General features: G+C 51.2%; 13 protein-coding genes. 9 read left to right on the top strand and 4 right to left on the bottom strand.

Annotated features, from left to right (window positions below; translation table 11 throughout):
- The first annotated feature begins 1 nt into the window (after window position 1).
- The 6 genes from ssnA to ghxQ all read left to right on the top strand — a co-directional run bounded on the left by ssnA (window position 2) and on the right by ghxQ (window position 9,329).
- Window positions 2-1,330, top strand: coding sequence for a putative aminohydrolase SsnA (gene ssnA / locus G434_RS14110; RefSeq protein WP_000906289.1), 1,329 nt, complete (start codon window positions 2-4; stop codon window positions 1,328-1,330).
- A 50-nt stretch (window positions 1,331-1,380) separates the two neighbouring features.
- Window positions 1,381-2,160, top strand: coding sequence for a molybdopterin-dependent oxidoreductase FAD-binding subunit (gene ygfM / locus G434_RS14105; RefSeq protein WP_000572433.1), 780 nt, complete (start codon window positions 1,381-1,383; stop codon window positions 2,158-2,160).
- Window positions 2,157-5,027, top strand: a complete 2,871-nt coding sequence (locus tag G434_RS14100; RefSeq protein WP_000583656.1) for a molybdopterin-dependent oxidoreductase Mo/Fe-S-binding subunit — start codon at window positions 2,157-2,159, stop codon at window positions 5,025-5,027. Before ygfM ends, G434_RS14100 begins: the two co-directional genes overlap by 4 nt.
- A gap of 164 nt (window positions 5,028-5,191) precedes the next feature.
- Window positions 5,192-6,592, top strand: coding sequence for a xanthine/proton symporter XanQ (gene xanQ, locus G434_RS14095; RefSeq protein ID WP_001280192.1), 1,401 nt, complete (start codon window positions 5,192-5,194; stop codon window positions 6,590-6,592).
- 17 nt (window positions 6,593-6,609) lie between these two features.
- Window positions 6,610-7,926: a guanine deaminase gene (guaD, locus tag G434_RS14090; RefSeq protein ID WP_001377034.1), complete on the top strand. Its 1,317-nt coding sequence runs from the start codon at window positions 6,610-6,612 to the stop codon at window positions 7,924-7,926.
- A 35-nt stretch (window positions 7,927-7,961) separates the two neighbouring features.
- Window positions 7,962-9,329: a guanine/hypoxanthine transporter GhxQ gene (ghxQ, locus tag G434_RS14085; protein ID WP_000012163.1), complete on the top strand. Its 1,368-nt coding sequence runs from the start codon at window positions 7,962-7,964 to the stop codon at window positions 9,327-9,329.
- A 35-nt stretch (window positions 9,330-9,364) separates the two neighbouring features.
- Here the strand turns inward: ghxQ and G434_RS14080 are convergent, their stop codons facing one another.
- Window positions 9,365-9,853 carry a 4Fe-4S dicluster domain-containing protein gene (locus G434_RS14080; protein ID WP_000838435.1) on the bottom strand — a complete coding sequence of 163 codons (489 nt, stop codon included), beginning with the start codon at window positions 9,851-9,853 and terminating at the stop codon, window positions 9,365-9,367.
- Window positions 9,853-11,772 carry a formate-dependent uric acid utilization protein YgfT gene (ygfT, locus tag G434_RS14075; protein WP_001377035.1) on the bottom strand — a complete coding sequence of 640 codons (1,920 nt, stop codon included), beginning with the start codon at window positions 11,770-11,772 and terminating at the stop codon, window positions 9,853-9,855. The genes G434_RS14080 and ygfT overlap by 1 nt, the downstream gene beginning before the upstream one ends.
- A gap of 435 nt (window positions 11,773-12,207) precedes the next feature.
- Between ygfT and uacT the strand changes: the two genes are divergently transcribed.
- Both uacT and yqfG read left to right on the top strand, forming a co-directional pair.
- Window positions 12,208-13,656 (top strand): urate/proton symporter UacT, encoded by a 1,449-nt coding sequence (uacT, locus tag G434_RS14070; RefSeq protein ID WP_001295374.1) that lies wholly within the window; start codon window positions 12,208-12,210, stop codon window positions 13,654-13,656.
- A gap of 1 nt (window position 13,657) precedes the next feature.
- Window positions 13,658-13,783, top strand: a complete 126-nt coding sequence (gene yqfG, locus G434_RS14065) for a protein YqfG (RefSeq protein ID WP_001050745.1) — start codon at window positions 13,658-13,660, stop codon at window positions 13,781-13,783.
- Here yqfG and G434_RS29775 read toward each other — a convergent pair.
- Entirely contained in the window at window positions 13,780-13,851 is a 72-nt protein-coding gene (locus G434_RS29775) for a protein YqfH (protein ID WP_120795390.1), read from the bottom strand. The two genes, yqfG and G434_RS29775, sit on opposite strands and share 4 nt — an antisense overlap.
- Before the next feature lie 54 nt (window positions 13,852-13,905).
- Here G434_RS29775 and idi point away from each other — a divergent pair, with 54 nt between their 5' ends.
- A complete protein-coding gene (idi, locus tag G434_RS14060; RefSeq protein ID WP_001192806.1) occupies window positions 13,906-14,454 on the top strand; it encodes an isopentenyl-diphosphate Delta-isomerase in 549 nt (182 codons plus the stop codon).
- Between the two features lie 42 nt (window positions 14,455-14,496).
- Here the strand turns inward: idi and lysS are convergent, their stop codons facing one another.
- Complete coding sequence (gene lysS / locus G434_RS14055) at window positions 14,497-16,014, bottom strand: lysine--tRNA ligase (RefSeq protein ID WP_000003071.1); 1,518 nt, start codon at window positions 16,012-16,014, stop codon at window positions 14,497-14,499.
- Window positions 16,015-16,020 lie beyond the last annotated feature (6 nt).

The raw sequence follows: 16,020 nt of genomic DNA on the forward strand, positions 1-16,020 counted from the left end.
CATGTTGATTCTGAAGAATGTCACCGCAGTGCAGTTACACCCGGCGAAAGTGCAGGAAGGCGTTGATATCGCCATCGAAAATGATGTGATTGTCGCTATCGGCGATGCCCTGACGCAACGCTACCCCGATGCCAGCTACAAAGAGATGCATGGTCGGATTGTGATGCCGGGAATTGTCTGCTCGCACAACCATTTTTACTCGGGACTGTCCCGCGGAATTATGGCAAACATCGCCCCCTGCCCGGATTTCATCTCAACGCTGAAAAATCTCTGGTGGCGACTCGATCGCGCCCTTGATGAAGAGTCGCTCTATTACAGCGGACTGATTTGTTCCCTGGAAGCGATTAAGAGCGGATGTACATCGGTTATCGATCACCATGCCTCTCCGGCGTATATCGGCGGGTCGCTCTCCACATTGCGCAACGCATTTTTAAAAGTTGGCCTGCGCGCGATGACCTGTTTTGAAACTACTGACCGTAACAACGGCATCAAAGAGTTGCAGGAAGGTGTAGAAGAAAACATCCGCTTCGCCCGTCAGATTGATGAGGCGAAGAAAGCAGCAACCGAGCCGTATCTGGTGGAAGCACATATCGGCGCTCACGCGCCGTTTACCGTGCCGGATGCCGGTCTGGAGATGCTGCGTGAAGCCGTGAAAGCCACAGGTCGTGGTTTGCATATTCACGCTGCGGAAGACCTTTACGACGTTTCCTACAGTCACCACTGGTACGGCAAAGACCTGCTGGCACGACTGGCGCAATTCGATCTCATCGACAGCAAAACGCTGGTCGCTCATGGGCTGTACTTGTCGAAAGATGACATCGCCCTACTCAATCAGCGCGATGCGTTCCTGGTGCATAACGCCCGTTCAAACATGAACAACCATGTCGGCTACAACCATCACCTTAGCGACATCCGCAATCTGGCGTTGGGAACTGACGGCATTGGTTCGGACATGTTTGAAGAGATGAAATTTGCCTTCTTTAAACATCGCGATGCGGGTGGTCCGCTGTGGCCTGACAGTTTTGCCAAAGCACTGGCTAACGGCAACGAACTGATGAGCCGCAACTTTGGCGCGAAATTTGGCCTTCTGGAAGCCGGTTACAAAGCCGATTTAACCATTTGCGATTACAACTCGCCGACACCGCTGCTTGCAGACAATATCGCCGGGCATATCGCTTTCGGTATGGGCTCAGGCAGCGTTCATAGCGTGATGGTCAATGGCGTGATGGTCTATGAAGACCGTCAGTTTAACTTCGATTGCGATTCCATTTATGCGCAAGCCAGAAAAGCCGCTGCCAGTATGTGGCGTCGGATGGATGCGCTGGCATAAATGACAAATACCCTCTTCCCGCAGGGAAGAGGGTTAAATAAGGAAAGAAGATGATTGAACAATTTTTCAGGCCCGACTCTGTCGAACAGGCGCTGGAACTGAAGCGCCGCTACAAGGATGAAGCCGTCTGGTTCGCCGGGGGCAGCAAACTCAACGCTACACCAACCCGTACCGATAAAAAGATTGCCATTTCCTTACAGGATCTGGAACTGGACTGGGTTGACTGGGATAACGGTGCACTGCGGATTGGTGCAATGTCTCGCTTGCAGCCACTGCGTGATGCGCGATTTATTCCTGCAGCACTGCGTGAAGCCCTCGGTTTTGTTTACTCACGCCATGTTCGTAATCAGTCGACCATTGGTGGTGAAATCGCCGCCCGGCAGGAAGAGTCGGTGCTGCTTCCCGTCCTGCTGGCACTGGATGCTGAACTGGTTTTTGGCAACGGCGAAACGCTGTCAATCGAGGACTACCTGGCCTGCCCATGCGATCGCCTGCTAACCGAAATTATCATTAAAGATCCGTATCGCACCTGTGCGACCCGCAAAATTAGCCGTTCTCAGGCAGGTTTAACCATCGTGACGGCAGCCGTTGCAATGACAGACCACGACGGTATGCGAATTGCGCTGGATGGCGTCGCCAGTAAAGCCCTGCGTCTGCACGATGTCGAAAAACAAAATCTGGAAGGCAATGCACTTGAACAGGCTGTCGCCAACGCCATTTTCCCGCAGGAAGATTTGCGGGGCAGCGTGGCCTATAAACGCTATATCACGGGAGTTCTGGTAGCCGACCTGTATGCCGACTGCCAACAGGCTGGGGAGGAAGCCGTATGATCATCCACTTTACTTTAAATGGCGCGCCTCAGGAGCTAACCGTTAATCCAGGCGAAAACGTGCAAAAGCTGTTGTTTAACATGGGAATGCACTCTGTACGCAACAGTGATGATGGCTTTGGGTTTGCCGGTTCTGACGCAATTATCTTTAACGGTAATATCGTTAACGCGTCCTTGCTTATCGCCGCACAGTTAGAGAAGGCAGATATTCGTACTGCAGAATCTCTGGGCAAATGGAATGAGTTAAGTCTGGTTCAACAGGCCATGGTTGATGTTGGCGTGGTGCAGTCTGGTTATAACGATCCAGCTGCGGCTCTGATTATCACCGATCTTCTCGATCGCATCGACGCACCTACCCGCGAAGAGATCGACGATGCACTCTCAGGTCTGTTTAGCCGCGATGCTGGCTGGCAGCAATACTATCAGGTCATTGAACTGGCGGTTGCACGTAAAAATAATCCGCAGGCCACCATTGATATCGCTCCGACTTTCCGTGACGACCTTGAAGTCATTGGCAAGCATTATCCTAAAACTGATGCCGCGAAAATGGTGCAGGCGAAACCCTGCTATGTTGAAGACCGCGTAACGGCTGACGCCTGCGTCATTAAAATGTTACGTAGCCCACACGCTCACGCACTGATTACTCATCTGGATGTCAGCAAAGCTGAAGCCTTACCGGGCGTTGTTCACGTTATTACTCACCTGAATTGCCCGGATATCTACTATACCCCGGGCGGTCAGAGCGCACCGGAACCGTCACCGCTTGACCGCCGTATGTTCGGTAAGAAAATGCGTCACGTCGGCGATCGCGTTGCTGCGGTCGTCGCAGAAAGTGAAGAAATTGCGCTCGAAGCACTGAAGCTCATCGACGTTGAATATGAAGTGCTTAAGCCGGTAATGTCGATCGACGAAGCAATGGCGGAAGATGCGCCTGTCGTGCACGATGAACCGGTGGTGTATGTTGCTGGTGCGCCAGATACTCTGGAAGACGATAACAGCCATGCAGCCCAGCGCGGCGAGCATATGATCATCAACTTCCCGATCGGTTCTCGCCCTCGCAAAAATATCGCCGCCAGTATTCATGGTCATATTGGCGATATGGACAAAGGCTTTGCCGATGCCGATGTGATCATTGAGCGAACCTATAACTCAACGCAGGCGCAGCAGTGCCCGACTGAAACACATATCTGCTTTACCCGTATGGACGGCGATCGTCTGGTTATCCACGCCTCCACCCAGGTACCATGGCACTTACGCCGCCAGGTCGCGCGCCTCGTGGGCATGAAACAACATAAAGTTCATGTCATTAAAGAGCGAGTTGGCGGCGGTTTTGGGTCTAAACAGGACATCCTGCTGGAAGAAGTGTGCGCTTGGGCAACCTGCGTGACCGGGCGTCCGGTACTGTTCCGCTACACCCGTGAAGAAGAGTTTATTGCTAACACCTCTCGTCACGTCGCGAAAGTCACCGTCAAACTGGGAGCGAAAAAAGATGGTCGCCTGACGGCAGTGAAGATGGATTTCCGCGCCAACACTGGCCCTTACGGCAACCACTCACTCACCGTACCGTGTAACGGACCGGCGCTGTCGCTGCCGTTATATCCGTGCGATAACGTCGATTTCCAGGTCACCACCTACTACAGCAACATTTGCCCAAATGGTGCTTATCAGGGTTATGGCGCACCGAAAGGTAACTTCGCTATCACCATGGCATTAGCGGAACTGGCTGAACAGTTACAGATCGACCAACTGGAAATTATCGAACGTAACCGGGTACACGAAGGGCAAGAGCTGAAAATTCTCGGTGCAATCGGTGAAGGTAAAGCGCCGACCTCCGTTCCTTCCGCCGCCAGCTGCGCACTGGAAGAGATCCTGCGTCAGGGTCGCGAGATGATCCAATGGTCTTCACCGAAACCGCAAAATGGTGACTGGCACATCGGTCGCGGCGTCGCCATTATCATGCAGAAATCGGGTATCCCGGATATCGATCAGGCTAACTGTATGATCAAACTGGAATCGGACGGCACCTTTATCGTTCATTCTGGCGGTGCGGATATTGGTACTGGTCTGGATACTGTAGTGACGAAACTGGCAGCAGAAGTGCTGCACTGCCCACCGCAGGACGTGCATGTTATCTCCGGTGATACCGATCATGCGTTGTTTGATAAAGGCGCATATGCCTCGTCCGGTACTTGCTTCTCGGGTAACGCGGCGCGTTTGGCAGCGGAAAATCTGCGGGAGAAAATTCTGTTCCACGGCGCGCAAATGTTGGGTGAGCCAGTGGCAGATGTTCAACTAGCAACGCCGGGCGTCGTTCGCGGCAAGAAAGGCGAAGTTAGTTTCGGGGATATTGCCCATAAAGGCGAAACCGGCACCGGCTTTGGTTCACTGGTGGGAACTGGCAGTTATATCACGCCTGATTTCGCCTTCCCGTATGGCGCGAACTTCGCTGAAGTTGCCGTCAATACGCGTACGGGTGAAATCCGCCTGGATAAATTCTACGCCTTGCTGGACTGCGGTACACCGGTCAATCCAGAGTTAGCGTTGGGACAAATCTACGGTGCTACCCTACGTGCTATCGGCCACAGTATGAGCGAAGAAATCATTTATGACGCCGAAGGTCACCCGTTAACGCGTGATTTACGCAGTTATGGCGCACCGAAAATAGGCGATATTCCGCGTGATTTCCGCGCTGTGCTGGTGCCGAGCGACGATAAAGTCGGCCCGTTCGGGGCGAAATCGATCTCGGAAATCGGTGTAAATGGCGCAGCTCCGGCGATTGCTACCGCAATTCACGATGCCTGCGGCATCTGGTTACGCGAATGGCATTTCACACCGGAGAAAATACTCACCGCGCTGGAAAAAATATAAGTAATAAATGGCCGCTTCGGCGGCCTGTTTCTCTGTTTGAACGACGACCAAATAGTGACTGCGAAAATGAGATAAGCCGTTCTCAAGGCGTCCTGCGCCCCAAATTCGTGGGAATTTATTTTACTGATTCAGATGATCAAATTTACTTTAAAAGGAGTGAAGGGATGTCTGATATAAACCATGCAGGTTCTGACCTTATATTTGAACTGGAGGATCGCCCTCCCTTTCATCAGGCTCTCGTTGGTGCCATTACCCATCTGTTGGCAATTTTCGTTCCGATGGTAACCCCCGCGTTAATCGTGGGTGCGGCCTTACAGCTTTCCGCTGAAACAACTGCCTATCTTGTTTCAATGGCGATGATCGCCTCTGGTATTGGTACCTGGTTACAAGTAAACCGCTATGGCATCGTCGGTTCTGGCCTACTCTCAATTCAGTCAGTCAATTTTTCATTTGTTACGGTCATGATTGCGCTGGGCAGCAGCATGAAAAGCGACGGTTTTCACGAAGAGTTAATCATGTCGTCGCTCCTCGGCGTCTCCTTCGTTGGCGCATTTCTGGTTGTCGGCTCTTCTTTTATCCTGCCCTATTTACGTCGGGTTATTACGCCTACCGTCAGCGGCATTGTGGTGCTGATGATCGGCTTAAGCCTGATTAAAGTCGGCATTATCGATTTTGGTGGAGGATTTGCAGCCAAAAGCAGCGGTACATTCGGCAATTACGAACATCTCGGCGTTGGTTTATTGGTTTTGATTGTGGTGATCGGCTTTAACTGCTGTCGCAGTCCGTTGCTACGCATGGGAGGGATCGCCATTGGGCTATGTGTCGGCTATATCGCATCGTTATGCCTGGGCATGGTGGATTTCAGCAGTATGCGCAATTTGCCGTTAATCACCATCCCACATCCGTTCAAATACGGCTTTAGTTTTAGCTTCCATCAGTTCCTGGTGGTTGGCACGATTTATCTGCTTAGCGTGCTGGAAGCTGTCGGCGATATCACCGCCACGGCAATGGTTTCCCGCCGCCCCATTCAGGGGGAAGAGTATCAGTCCCGACTGAAAGGCGGCGTGCTGGCAGACGGTCTGGTTTCTGTTATCGCCTCCGCTGTCGGATCATTACCCTTAACCACATTTGCGCAAAATAATGGGGTTATTCAGATGACTGGCGTCGCTTCACGTTATGTCGGGCGAACCATCGCGGTAATGCTGGTTATCCTCGGCTTATTTCCGATGATTGGCGGCTTCTTCACGACCATTCCCTCGGCTGTTCTGGGAGGCGCAATGACGTTGATGTTTTCCATGATTGCTATCGCTGGGATTCGCATCATCATCACCAACGGTTTAAAGCGCCGAGAAACACTTATTGTCGCCACTTCTTTAGGTTTAGGGCTTGGCGTCTCCTACGATCCCGAAATTTTTAAAATATTGCCAGCCTCTATTTATGTACTAGTTGAAAACCCTATTTGTGCTGGCGGGTTAACTGCGATTTTATTAAATATTATCCTCCCTGGTGGCTACCGACAGGAAAACGTTCTGCCTGGTATTACCTCAGCGGAAGAGATGGATTAACAGTAAAGGAGTCAATGATGTCAGGAGAACACACGTTAAAAGCGGTACGAGGCAGTTTTATTGATGTCACCCGTACAGTCGATAACCCGGAAGAGATTGCCTCTGCGCTGCGGTTTATTGAGGATGGTTTATTACTCATTAAACAAGGAAAAGTGGAATGGTTTGGCGAATGGGAAGACGGAAAGCATCAAATTCCTGACACTATTCGCGTGCGCGACTATCGCGGCAAACTGATAGTACCGGGCTTTGTCGATACACATATCCATTATCCGCAAAGTGAAATGGTGGGGGCCTATGGTGAACAATTGCTGGAGTGGTTGAATAAACACACCTTCCCTACTGAACGTCGTTATGAGGATTTAGAGTACGCCCGCGAAATGTCGGCGTTCTTCATCAAGCAGCTTTTACGTAACGGAACCACCACGGCGCTGGTGTTTGGCACTGTTCATCCGCAATCCGTTGATGCGCTGTTTGAAGCCGCCAGCCATATCAATATGCGTATGATTGCCGGTAAGGTGATGATGGACCGCAACGCACCGGATTATCTGCTCGACACTGCCGAAAGCAGCTATCACCAAAGCAAAGAACTGATCGAGCGCTGGCACAAAAATGGTCGTCTGTTGTATGCGATTACGCCACGCTTCGCCCCTACCTCATCTCCTGAACAGATGGCGATGGCGAAACACCTGAAAGAAGAATATCCGGATACGTGGGTACATACCCATCTCTGTGAAAACAAAGATGAAATTGCCTGGGTGAAATCGCTTTATCCTGACCATGATGGTTATCTGGATGTTTACCATCAGTACGGCCTGACCGGTAAAAACTGTGTCTTTGCTCACTGCGTCCATCTCGAAGAAAAAGAGTGGGATCGTCTTAGCGAAACCAAATCCAGCATTGCTTTCTGTCCGACCTCCAACCTTTACCTCGGCAGCGGCTTATTCAACTTGAAAAAAGCATGGCAGAAGAAAGTCAAAGTGGGCATGGGAACGGATATCGGTGCCGGAACAACTTTCAACATGCTGCAAACGCTAAACGAAGCCTACAAAGTGTTGCAACTACAAGGCTATCGCCTCTCGGCATATGAAGCGTTTTACCTGGCCACGCTCGGCGGAGCGAAATCTCTGGGCCTTGACGATTTGATTGGCAACTTTTTACCTGGCAAAGAGGCTGATTTCGTGGTGATGGAACCCACCGCCACTCCGCTACAGCAGCTGCGCTATGACAACTCTGTTTCTTTAGTCGACAAATTGTTCGTGATGATGACGTTGGGCGATGACCGTTCGATCTACCGCACCTACGTTGATGGTCGTCTGGTATACGAACGCAACTAATAATAAAACTTTAACATCCTCGTGAGGACATCATTATGTCTGGAGACATCCTACAAACACCGGACGCACCAAAGCCACAGGGCGCGCTGGATAATTATTTTAAAATTACCGCTCGTGGCAGTACCGTTCGTCAGGAAGTACTGGCTGGCTTAACGACCTTTCTGGCCATGGTTTATTCCGTTATCGTCGTTCCGGGAATGCTGGGCAAAGCAGGTTTTCCTCCCGCAGCTGTGTTTGTTGCCACCTGTCTGGTCGCGGGCTTCGGCTCGTTGCTGATGGGATTATGGGCCAATTTGCCAATGGCGATTGGTTGCGCGATTTCCTTGACGGCGTTTACCGCATTCAGTCTGGTTCTCGGGCAACAAATTAGCGTTCCTGTCGCACTGGGCGCGGTCTTTCTGATGGGCGTCATCTTCACCGCCATTTCCGTAACCGGTGTGCGTACCTGGATCTTACGTAATTTGCCCATGGGGATCGCTCACGGTACAGGTATCGGTATCGGCCTGTTTCTGCTGCTGATTGCTGCTAACGGTGTGGGAATGGTTATCAAAAACCCGATTGAAGGCTTGCCAGTGGCGCTCGGTGCGTTTACCTCCTTCCCGGTGATGATGAGCTTGCTGGGGCTGGCGGTCATCTTCGGTCTGGAAAAGTGTCGCGTACCCGGCGGGATCTTGTTGGTGATTATTGCAATTTCGATCATCGGCTTAATCTTTGACCCAGCGGTGAAATACCACGGTCTGGTGGCGATGCCAAGCCTGACTGGCGAAGATGGTAAGTCTCTGATTTTCAGCCTCGATATTATGGGCGCACTCCAGCCAACTGTACTTCCGAGTGTACTGGCATTGGTGATGACCGCAGTGTTCGACGCCACTGGCACCATCCGTGCCGTCGCCGGTCAGGCGAATTTGTTGGATAAAGACAACCAGATCATCAACGGCGGCAAAGCCCTGACCAGTGACTCAGTAAGTTCAATATTCTCCGGCCTGGTGGGCGCAGCGCCCGCAGCGGTTTATATCGAATCAGCGGCAGGAACCGCCGCCGGGGGTAAAACAGGGTTAACCGCAACCGTAGTGGGGGCGTTATTCCTGCTGATTCTGTTCTTATCACCGCTGTCATTTTTGATCCCTGGTTACGCCACTGCACCCGCTCTGATGTACGTAGGTTTGCTGATGTTAAGTAACGTCTCGAAGCTGGATTTCAATGATTTTATTGACGCTATGGCTGGCCTGGTGTGTGCCGTGTTCATCGTTCTGACTTGTAATATCGTTACCGGTATTATGCTGGGCTTTGTGACACTGGTCGTAGGCCGCGTCTTTGCACGCGAATGGCAAAAGCTGAATATTGGTACGGTGATCATTACTGCCGCACTGGTCGCATTTTACGCGGGTGGTTGGGCAATCTAATAGATTCTCCGCGCCTTTCAGCGCGGAGATTTCTTTCACAGAGGATTCTCACCGCTGGCAACAATACGCTGCTGGCGGACTCGCCTGAGTTCTCTTTCAGTAAGCAACTGCAGCGCCTGTGTTGGGCAAGATTCAACGCAGGCAGGCCCCTCTTCCCGCTGTTCACAGAGATCGCATTTCACGATTTGTTGCCGGGTATCCCCCGGCAACGACTGAATGGTGATCATTCCAAACGGGCACGCACTCACGCAACTCTGACAGCCAATACAACGGGCAGAATTGGTCTGCACCACCTGCTCGCCCATCGTCAGCGCCCCCACGGGGCAAGCGCTAACACAAGGGGCGTTTTCACACTGATGGCACATCACCGGCGCACTGATGCTGTCCAGTCGCTGTACCTTCAGCCGGGGTAAAAAGACATCGGCATTCAACTCCTGTTCTGAAGGGTGAGCGACCACACAGGCTACTTCACAAGTACGGCAGCCAATACAGTCAGCCGGATTAACGATAATTAACGATTTCATCACGATGCCTTCGTATCAAACAGAGTTAACATATCGCGCGCCGCCTGCCTTCCTGCGGCCATTGCAGTGACAACCAGATCCGCGCCATGAACAGCATCACCCCCAGCAAAGACTTTTTTCAGATGCGTCTGGGTGGGTAAATACCCGACGTCGCCGGTTTGAATCAGGCCCCATTTATCGAGTTTAATTCCGCTGCCCTGCAACCACGGCATGGCATGCGCCTGGAAACCAAAGGCCATAATGAGAACATCGGCGGGCAATTCAAACTCTGAACCCGCTACCGGACGAGGACGACGGCGACCATCCGGCCCCGGCTCACCCATGGCGGTACGAATCAGGCCCACCGCAGTTAAACGCCCATCTTCGTCACAAGCGATATATTGCGGCTGAACATTGAATTGAAACTCGACACCTTCCTCGCGCGCATTGACCACCTCTTTGCGCGAGCCCGGCATACTGACTTCATCACGACGATACGCGCAGGTCACGCTGGCAGCATTGAGGCGAATGGAAGTCCGCAAACAATCCATGGTCGTATCGCCACCGCCCAATACCACGACTCGCTTACCTTCCACATCCGTCAGCGGATACTCTTCAGACTCCGGCAACCCCATGAGCTGGCGGGTATGGGCAGTCAGAAACGGTAGAGCCTGAATGACACCGGGCGCATCTTCATGCGGCAGATCTGCTCGCATCATCCCGTAAGTCCCCACGCCGATGAAAACTGCATCATATTCAGAAGTTAAATCGCCAAAGGTAATATCGCGGCCAATTTCACAGTTAAGATGAAAGTCGATTCCCATTGCGGTGAATATCTCTCGCCGCTGGCTTAATACCGTTTTATCGAGTTTGAAAGGAGGTATGCCAAAAGTCAGCATACCGCCAATTTCTGGATGGCGATCAAAGACATCAACCTGAACTCCTGCGCGCGCCAAAATATCAGCACACCCTAACCCTGCAGGCCCTGCGCCAATCACCGCCACTTTTTCGATACGGGGAACAACTTTGCTGACATCGGGACGCCAGCCCATCGCCAGCGCGGTATCGGTGATGTAGCGTTCCAGATTCCCGATAGAGACTGCGCCAGAGTGATCTTTCAAAGTACATGCGCCTTCACAAAGACGGTCCTGTGGACATACCCTGCCGCAGATTTCTGGTAAGGAACTGGTCTGGTGGCAAAGTTCTGCCGCTTCAATAATCTTTCCTTCCTGCACCAGACGGATGTAATCCGGAATAGCGTTATGCAGCGGGCAATGCCAGTTGCAGTTAGCTTTTTCGGCGCAATAAACACAGCGGTCACTCTCATAAGTCGCTTGTTGTGGATCCAGCCCGTAATAGATTTCGCCAAAGTGGGTTTTCCGTTCACTCGCTGAAATTTTATCTGCGCCTTTACGCGAGTTAACGGGGAGCAACGCTGCACTGCGAGATGGCTGAGCGTCTGATGACGCTTTTCCTGCTGCCGTTTTGCGCTGGCGGGCCACCTTTATCTGCTGCAACCCTTTATCGTCCATCAGCCGTAACGCCTGTGTTGGGCAGACTTCAATACAGGCTTGCGTGCCGGAACTGCGCTGGTTACAAAGGTCGCATTTCTGCGCAATCGTATCGACCATCTCAACGACGCCAAAGGGGCAAGCGATTGCGCATCTTTTACAACCAATACATTTTTGCTCGTCCAGTTGTACGCTATCGGGCTGGAAAGTCAGAGCATTAACCGGACAAGCCGTAACGCAAGGGGCATTGTTGCAGTGATGGCAGGCCACCGGATTCGCAGCCTGGCCTTTCCCTACAACGTGGATACGCGGTCGAAAGTCACTGTGACTCAGCGGCCAGTTTTCTTGATTATGTGCCATCGCACAGGCAATTTCACAAGCATGACAGCCTATACATTCCGCAGCTTCAGCAGCGATAAACTTATTCATTTGCATCCCTTTCATTTAATGAGTTATGTCTTCTCAAATTTCGCGATGCAATAAATGGGCATATATTAGGTAGCATGGCCGATTTAATTATAATTTTGCGACTGAGTTCAAATTATTGCCCCTCAATCTGTGCCGCTTTCATTATTTCAACATTGCCGACCAAAAGAGATCTAACCAGATAAAAACGATTAAATACGAGAGTGCGACATGCCAGAATGATTAATGAAATATCAATATGAGAAAATTACAGATAATTCCATTGTCAGGTTCTCTTCTCATTTTCGTGGTTTAACCACGATTATGTGATTGCCTCCGCAATTCCTGTCTCTAACTCCCCTTCCTCGCAAAAACTGGCACTCCACGAGCATGTGTTTAGACAGTTTCATTAACGTAAACGGTTGCTTTTTACTCTGGCGGGCGAAAGGAGAAACACTGATGAGCGCCATAGATTCCCAACTTCCCTCATCTTCAGGGCAAGACCGCCCAACTGATGAGGTTGACCGCATATTATCACCAGGAAAGCTGATCATACTCGGTCTGCAACACGTCCTTGTCATGTACGCAGGTGCAGTCGCTGTTCCTCTTATGATTGGTGACCGACTGGGCCTCTCAAAAGAAGCTATTGCGATGCTCATTAGCTCGGATCTCTTTTGCTGCGGGATCGTCACATTATTGCAATGTATCGGTATCGGCCGCTTTATGGGGATCCGCCTGCCGGTGATTATGTCGGTGACCTTTGCTGCTGTAACACCAATGATAGCCATTGGGATGAACCCGGATATCGGCCTGCTGGGGATATTTGGTGCCACTATCGCCGCGGGTTTTATCACCACATTATTAGCGCCACTTATCGGTCGCTTGATGCCTTTATTCCCGCCACTGGTTACCGGTGTGGTTATTACTTCTATCGGACTTAGCATCATTCAGGTGGGTATTGACTGGGCCGCAGGAGGTAAAGGGAATCCGCAATATGGTAATCCCGTTTATTTAGGTATCTCCTTTGCCGTCTTAATTTTCATCTTGCTCATTACTCGCTATGCGAAAGGATTTATGTCCAACGTCGCCGTATTACTGGGGATTGTATTTGGCTTTTTACTTTCGTGGATGATGAATGAAGTCAATTTATCCGGGCTACATGATGCCTCGTGGTTTGCGATTGTTACGCCGATGTCGTTTGGTATGCCGATTTTTGATCCCGTTTCCATTCTGACCATGACTGCCGTGTTAATCATCGTGTTTATCGAGTCGATGGGGATGTTCCTGGCACTGGGTGAAATAGTCGGTCGTAAACTCTCTTCACACGATATTATTCGCGGGCTGCGTGTCGATGGCGTAGGGACAATGATAGGCGGAACGTTTAACAGCTTTCCCCACACGTCATTTTCTCAAAACGTTGGCCTGGTTAGCGTGACGCGCGTTCATAGCCGCTGGGTGTGTATTTCTTCGGGAATTATATTAATCCTGTTTGGCATGGTGCCAAAAATGGCGGTGCTGGTCGCCTCCATTCCGCAATTTGTGCTGGGCGGTGCTGGGCTGGTGATGTTCGGCATGGTACTGGCGACAGGGATTCGAATTCTGTCGCGCTGTAACTACACCACCAATCGTTACAACCTCTATATTGTGGCGATCAGTCTCGGCGTTGGCATGACTCCGACGCTCTCTCACGATTTCTTTTCTAAGTTACCGGCCGTACTGCAACCGTTGCTGCATAGCGGCATTATGCTCGCAACCCTTAGCGCCGTTGTGCTGAACGTCTTCTTTAATGGCTATCAGCATCATGCTGATCTGGTGAAGGAATCCGTCTCTGATAAAGATTTAAAAGTCAGGACAGTACGTATGTGGCTTCTGATGCGCAAGCTGAAGAAAAATGAGCATGGAGAATAATATGAATCTTTTAATGCGCGCTATATTCAGTCTGTTGTTGCTTTTTACTCTCTCTATTCCTGTCATTTCTGACTGTGTTGCAATGGCCATTGAAAGTCGCTTCAAATATATGATGCTGCTTTTTTAAATGGTTTTTACCTGTCGACATCCGCTCAAAACGGGCGGTTGTCGATAAACGCTCACTTGGTTAATCATTTCACTCTTCAATTATCTATAATGATGAGTGATTAGAATTACATGTGAGAAATTATGCAAACGGAACACGTCATTTTATTGAATGCACAGGGAGTTCCCACGGGTACGCTGGAAAAGTATGCCGCACACACGGCAGACACCCTCTTACATCTCGCGTTCTCCAGTTGGCTGTTTAATGCCAAGGGGCAATTATTAGTTACCCGCCGCGCCCTTAGCAAAAAAGCGTGGCCGGGCGTGTGGACTAACTCGGTTTGTGGGCACCCACAAATGGGCGAAAGCAACGAAGACGCGGTGATCCGCCGTTGCCGCTTTGAACTGGGTGTGGAAATAACAGCACCAGAACCGGTCTATCCTGACTTTCGCTACCGCGCCACCGATCCGAATGGCATTGTGGAAAATGAAGTGTGTCCGGTATTTGCCGCACGCACCACCAGTGCGTTACAGATCAACGATGATGAAGTGATGGATTATCAATGGTGTGATTTAGCAGATGTATTACGTGGTATTGATGCCACGCCGTGGGCGTTCAGTCCGTGGATGGTGATGCAGGCAGCCAATAGTGAAGCAAGAAAATTGTTGTCTGCTTTCGCGCAGCACAATTAAAAAACCCCGACATTTGCCGGGGTTGTGAGCATAACGTAATGCTTATTTCACCGGACGCATCGCCGGGAACAGAATAACGTCGCGGATGGTATGGCTGTTGGTGAACAGCATTACCATACGGTCGATACCAATTCCCAGACCTGCTGTCGGCGGTAAGCCATGTTCCAGTGCGGTGACGTAATCTTCGTCGTAGAACATCGCTTCGTCGTCGCCTGCGTCTTTCGCGGCAACCTGATCCAGGAAGCGCTGCGCCTGATCTTCCGCGTCATTCAGCTCGCTAAAGCCGTTACCGATTTCACGACCACCGATAAAGAACTCAAAGCGGTCAGTGATTTCCGGGTTAACGTCGTTACGACGCGCCAGCGGAGAAACTTCTGCCGGATATTCAGTAATGAAGGTCGGCTGAATCAGATGTGCTTCTGCCACTTCTTCGAAGATCTCGGTAACGATACGGCCCAGACCCCAGCTCTTCTCAACGTGGATACCGATAGATTCAGCAATCGCTTTCGCAGAGTCGAAGTTGTCCAGATCTGCCATGTCGGTTTCCGGGCGATATTTCTTGATCGCTTCACGCATGGTCAGTTTTTCGAACGGCTTACCGAAGTCCAGCGTTACGTCGCCGTAGGTCACTTCCGTCTTACCGAGAATATCCTGTGCCAGAGTACGGAACAGCGATTCGGTCAGCTCGATAAGATCTTTGTAATCTGCGTAAGCCATATAGAGTTCCATCATGGTGAACTCTGGGTTATGACGTACGGAAATACCTTCGTTACGGAAGTTACGGTTGATTTCGAATACACGCTCGAAGCCACCGACCACCAGACGCTTGAGGTACAGTTCCGGCGCGATACGCAGGTACATGTCGAGATCCAGCGCATTATGGTGGGTGATAAACGGACGCGCAGCGGCACCGCCTGGGATCACCTGCATCATCGGCGTTTCAACTTCCATAAAGCCGCGGTTCACCATGAACTGGCGAATACCAGAGAGGATCTGCGAGCGCACTTTAAAGGTGTTGCGGGATTCATCGTTAGAGATGAGATCCAGATAACGCTGACGATAGCGCGCTTCCTGATCCTGCAAGCCGTGGAATTTGTCCGGCAGCGGACGCAGTGCTTTGGTCAGCAGACGCAGCTCGGTGCAGTGGATAGACAGTTCGCCGGTTTTGGTTTTGAACAGTTTACCTTTCGCGCCGAGGATGTCGCCGAGGTCCCATTTTTTGAACTGCTCGTTGTAAACGCCTTCCGGCAGATCGTCACGGGCAACGTACAGCTGAATGCGGCCACCCACATCCTGCAGGGTAACGAAAGACGCTTTACCCATAATACGGCGGGTCATCATGCGGCCAGCAACGGCGACTTCGATGTTCAGCGCTTCCAGTTCTTCGTTCTCTTTACCGTCGAATTCTGCGTGCAATTGGTCAGAGGTATGATCGCGACGGAAATCGTTCGGGAAGGCAATCCCCTGCTCGCGCAGGTTCGCCAGCTTCTCACGACGCGTTTTCAGTTCATTGTTAAGATCGACTACCGCGTCAGCGCCCTGTGCGTGTTGTTCAGACATGTTGGT

The sequence above is a fragment of the Escherichia sp. KTE172 genome (genome assembly GCF_000408845.1).
Classification (GTDB): Bacteria; Pseudomonadota; Gammaproteobacteria; order Enterobacterales; family Enterobacteriaceae; genus Escherichia; species Escherichia coli.